Origin of the sequence: Streptomyces sp. NPDC060198, from assembly GCF_042728415.1 — a bacterium.
In the GTDB taxonomy this organism is placed as follows: Bacteria; Actinomycetota; Actinomycetes; order Streptomycetales; family Streptomycetaceae; genus Streptomyces.
Genome location: NZ_JBHWZJ010000484.1, coordinates 1 through 4,502 on the forward strand (window position 1 = coordinate 1; position 4,502 = coordinate 4,502).

The window sequence follows — 4,502 nt, forward strand, 5'->3', positions numbered from 1 at the left end:
CGGTGGTCGCCGCGATCAGCGTGACCCAGCGGTTCTCGACGGCGGGGAGCAGGGAGTCCTGCTGGGCCTTGGAGAAGCGGTGGATCTCGTCGAGGAAGAGGACGGTCTCCTTGCCGAAACCGCCGGAGGCCCGGCGGGCGCCGTCGATGACGGCCCTGACTTCCTTGACGCCCGCGGTGATCGCCGAGAGTTCGACGAACCGCTTGTTGGTGGCCTTGCTGACCACGTACGCGAGGGTGGTCTTGCCGGTGCCCGGCGGGCCCCAGAGGATCACCGAGGACGGGCCTGCCGGGCCGCCGCCGGCCTCGCCGACGAGCCTGCGCAGCGGGGAGCCCTGCTTCAGCAGATGCTGCTGGCCGAGGACCTCGTCCAGGACCCGGGGGCGCATCCGGACAGCGAGGGGGCTGCTGGACGGGTCCTTCTCCTGGCGTTCTTCGGCTGCTGCGGTAAAAAGATCGGGCTCCACGTCAGGAAGCCTAAGCGACCGCACCGACAGGACGGCGGGGCCGGTGGCCCGGGGCGCTCTCCCCCGGGCCCGTGGGCGCCCGAGCACCGTCCGTGCGGGCGCCGGTCAGCTGGTCCAGAAGTCCCACCAGCGGGTCAGGATCAGCATGCCGATGATGCCGATCCAGAGCACCGGGAGCGCCCAGTGAAATTCGGTGAGAGCGCTGCGCAGCCAGGACGGCGCGGGCAGGATGCGGTGCTTCACGTTGTGGATGGTGACGTAGCAGAACATGAAGATCGTGGCGACCCAGGCCAGGCAGCACCAGAGGCAGAGCGAGTTGATGTTGTAGAGCGACTGGTACTGGAGCCAGGTGCAGAAGCCGACGCCGAAGAGCATGCCCGCGTTGAGGCCGAGCCAGTACCAGGAGCGGAAGCGGGCTCCGGCGAGCAGGGCCATGCCGATGCCGATCACGATCGGGTAGGCGACGAGTCCCATCATCGGGTTCGGGAACCCGAAGGCGGCAGCCTGCTCGCTCTTCATGACGTTGCCGCAGGCCACCACCGGGTTCAGGCTGCAGCCGGGGGTGAAGCTGGGGTCTTCCAGGAGCTTGAACTTGTCGATGGTGATGACCCAGGCGGCCAGCAGTCCGGCCGCTCCCGTGATCACCAGGAGCAGCGCGAGGGCGCGCCCGCTCCCGATGGTGCGTGTACCGCCGTCCCCGGCCTGCGTCGAGGAGTGGTGATCTACCGCTGCAGTCGTCATATCGCCGTTCCATCGCTGAGTGTCCGACCGGGCACGGTCATTCTGCCGTACCACCGTTCGGGTCTTCCGTTCGATACGCATAAGGACGTGCGACGGCCGGCCGCTCTTTTCCGTGGGTACGGGCGGGGTTCACGGCTCTGGCGTGGCGGAACGTGTCCGCGCGGGCGGATCGGAACGTCACCGGCGCTCCCCGAATGAGCGGACCGGTATCGCCCTGAGGAATGACGTGCGAAGCGGGACGTTGACCTGTGACGGCGTCGGGGCGTGGACGTGGACACCCCGAAGGGCGGCACGGTCGGACCGTGCCGCCCTTCGTACCCCTGCGTGGTCCCGCCGCGTCGCTCAGGCGAGGCGCGCGCGCAGCGCGTCGGCGATCTTGTCCAGCGGCACCGCCGTCTGCTCGCCCGACTCCATGTCCTTGAGCTGGACCACGCCCTCGGCGAGGTCGCGTTCGCCGGCGACGATCGTGTACCGCGCCCCCGAGCGGTTGGCGCTCTTCATCGCGCCCTTGAGGCCGCGGCCGCCGAACGCGAAGTCGGCGGCGATCCCGTCCTTGCGCAGGGCGGTCACCACGCCGAAGAGCACCCGGCGGGCCTCCTCGCCGAGTGGCACCGCGTACACGCTGGTGACCGCGGGGATGTCCAGCTCGATGCCTTCGGCCTCCAGCGCCAGCACCGTGCGGTCCACGCCCAGCGCCCAGCCGACGGACGGCAGCGCGGGGCCGCCGATCATCTCGGAGAGGCCGTCGTACCGGCCGCCGCCGCCCACCGCCGACTGCGAGCCGAGACCGTCGTGGACGAACTCGAAGGTGGTGCGGGTGTAGTAGTCGAGGCCGCGGACGAGCTTCTCGTCGTCCTCGTACACGACCCCGGCGGCGGTCAGCAGGCCGCGCACCTCCTCGTGGTACGCCTTGCAGGCGTCGCAGAGGTGGTCGCCGAGCTTCGGGGCTCCGACCAGCTGCTTCTGCACCTCGGGCCGCTTGTCGTCGAGCACCCGCAGCGGGTTGATCTCGATGCGGCGGCGGGTCTCCTCGTCCAGGTCGAGATCGCGCAGGAAGTCCTGGAGCGCCTCACGGAAGACGGGACGGCACTCCTTGTCGCCGAGCGAGTTCAGCAGGATGCGGAACCCTGTCAGCCCCAGAGAGCGGTACGCCTGGTCGGCCAGGATGATCAACTCGGCGTCGAGCACCGGGTCCTCGGCGCCGATGGCCTCGGCCCCGACCTGCGAGAAGTGGCGGTAGCGGCCCTTCTGCGGACGTTCGTAGCGGTAGTACGACCCGGAGTACCAGAGCTTGACCGGCAGGTTCCCGGCCTTGTGGAGGTTGGCCTCCAGCGCGGCGCGCAGCACGGAGGCGGTGCCCTCGGGGCGCAGCGCGAGCTCGTCGCCGCCCTTGGTGGTGAGGGTGTACATCTCCTTGGTGACGATGTCGGTGGACTCACCGACGCCGCGGGCGAAGAGGTTGACGTCCTCGAAGCCCGGGGTCTCGATGTAGCCGTAGCCGGAGCTGCGCAGCGGGGCGGAGATGGCCTCTCGGACCGCCAGGAACTTCGCGGAGTCCGGCGGGATGAGGTCGTAGGTGCCCTTGGGGGCCTGGAAAGTACTCACAGGAAGATCTTCTCGTCACATTCCTCGGCGCGGCGCGTCCAGCCCGTTCAGGAACGGGTTGGCGGCGCGCTCGCGGCCGATGGTGGTCTGGGGGCCGTGGCCGGACAGCACCACGGTCGAGTCGTCGAGCGGCAGGCACACGCGGGCCAGCGACTCGAGCAGCTCGGCGTGGTCGCCGCCGGGCAGGTCGGTGCGTCCGACGGAGCCGGCGAAGAGCAGGTCGCCCGAGAAGAGGACCGGCGGTACGTCGCCGGCCTCGGGCATCCTGAACGTCACCGACCCCTTCGTATGGCCGGGTGCGTGCGCGACGCCGAACTCCAGCCCGGCCAGCTCCAGACGCGCGCCGTCGGTGAGTTCCCTCACGTCGTCCGGCTCACCGATGGTCAGCTCGCCCATGAGCGGCATCCCGATGGAGCGGCCGAGGGCCTTCTCCGGGTCGCTCATCATGTAGCGGTCCCGGGGGTGGATCCAGGCGGGCACGTCGTGGGAGCCGCAGAGCGGGACGACCGAGGCGACGTGGTCGATGTGTCCGTGGGTGAGCACGACCGCGACGGGCTTGAGCCGATGCTTCCTGAGCGCGTCCTCGACTCCCTGCGTGGCCTGGTGGCCGGGGTCGATGATCACGCACTCCTCACCGGCGGCGGGGGCGACCAGATAGCAGTTGGTCCCCCAGGCCCCGGCGGGGAACCCGGCAATGAGCACGATCGTCCTTCGTTCAGTACGGCGGGAAAAAGGGGCCGCGGCAGCCTGCGCGGCAGACCAGAGCCTACCGGCGCTCCTCATTCCACAGCTAACCCATATACGGTACGGGCAGCCCAGGCCCCACCCACACGAACGTACAAGGAGACCATCCGGTGGTCAGCAGCGATCAGCGGCGGCGGCAGCTCGCCCGGGAGAAGTACGAGCGGCAGCAGCAGCGGCGGGAGGAAGCGCGCCGGCGCACCCGGCGGCTCACCGCGATAATCGCCTCCGCGGTTGCCGTGGTCGCCGTCATAGGCGTGGTCACGTACGTGACCGTCGGGAACGACGACGACAGCGACAAGAAGCCCGCGGCCGCGGCAAGCACGCCCGCGGCCGAGTCCGCGTCTCCGTCGCCGTCCGCGAGTGAGAGCCCGGAGCCGAAGGTCACGGTCGACAAGACGGCGAAGTACGCGATGTCCGTGAAGACGAGCCAGGGCGACCTGAAGTTCACCATGGACGCGTCGAAGACCCCGCACACGACGAACTCGTTCAAGTACCTCGCCGACAAGGGGTTCTTCGACGGTACGAAGTGCCACCGCCTGGTGACGGAAGGCATATTCGTCCTTCAGTGCGGTGACCCCAACGGCGACGGCACCGGCGGTCCCGGCTACACCATCCCGGACGAGAACCTCACCGCCCTCGGCAAGGCGGGCGCCGACGGCACGGTGACGTTCCCGGCGGGCACGGTCGCCATGGCCAACACCGGCCAGGAACACACCGGCGGCAGCCAGTACTTCCTCGTGTACAAGGACTCCAAGCTGCCGCCGACGTACACCCCGTTCGGCACGATGGACGCGGCCTCGCTGAAGGCCGTCCAGGCGATCGGCGCGGCCGGCGTCGACGGCGGTGCCACCGACGGTGCGCCGAAGAAGGCAGTGGACGTGTCGAAGGTGACCGTCGAGAAGCAGTGAGCCACCCCGCTCCACGGAGCCCCGGCGGCCGGTGGGAC

At 69.7% G+C, this 4,502-nt stretch carries 5 protein-coding genes; 1 reads left to right on the forward strand and 4 read right to left on the reverse strand.

Annotation, left to right across the window (positions count from 1 at the left end; translation table 11 throughout):
* The 4 genes from ACFWEP_RS32100 to ACFWEP_RS32115 all read right to left on the reverse strand — a co-directional run.
* Nucleotides 1-466: AAA family ATPase (locus ACFWEP_RS32100; protein WP_387375428.1), on the reverse strand; the 466-nt coding region annotated here is incomplete at its 3' end.
* A gap of 105 nt (nt 467-571) precedes the next feature.
* Entirely contained in the window at nt 572-1,207 is a 636-nt protein-coding gene (locus ACFWEP_RS32105) for a vitamin K epoxide reductase family protein (protein WP_328722752.1), read from the reverse strand.
* Between the two features lie 342 nt (nt 1,208-1,549).
* On the reverse strand, nt 1,550-2,812 hold the full coding sequence (hisS, locus tag ACFWEP_RS32110) for a histidine--tRNA ligase (RefSeq protein WP_387375430.1): 1,263 nt from the start codon (nt 2,810-2,812) through the stop codon (nt 1,550-1,552).
* 15 nt (nt 2,813-2,827) lie between these two features.
* Nucleotides 2,828-3,514, reverse strand: a complete 687-nt coding sequence (locus ACFWEP_RS32115; protein ID WP_387375432.1) for an MBL fold metallo-hydrolase — start codon at nt 3,512-3,514, stop codon at nt 2,828-2,830.
* 152 nt (nt 3,515-3,666) lie between these two features.
* Between ACFWEP_RS32115 and ACFWEP_RS32120 the strand changes: the two genes are divergently transcribed.
* Nucleotides 3,667-4,464, forward strand: a complete 798-nt coding sequence (locus ACFWEP_RS32120) for a peptidylprolyl isomerase (protein WP_387375435.1) — start codon at nt 3,667-3,669, stop codon at nt 4,462-4,464.
* Nucleotides 4,465-4,502: the final 38 nt, after the last annotated feature.

Coding starts and splice junctions, on each gene's coding strand:
- ACFWEP_RS32105 (WP_328722752.1), bottom strand. CDS start 1,207: ATGACGACTGCAGCGGTAGATCACCACTCCTCGACGCAGGCCGGGGAC.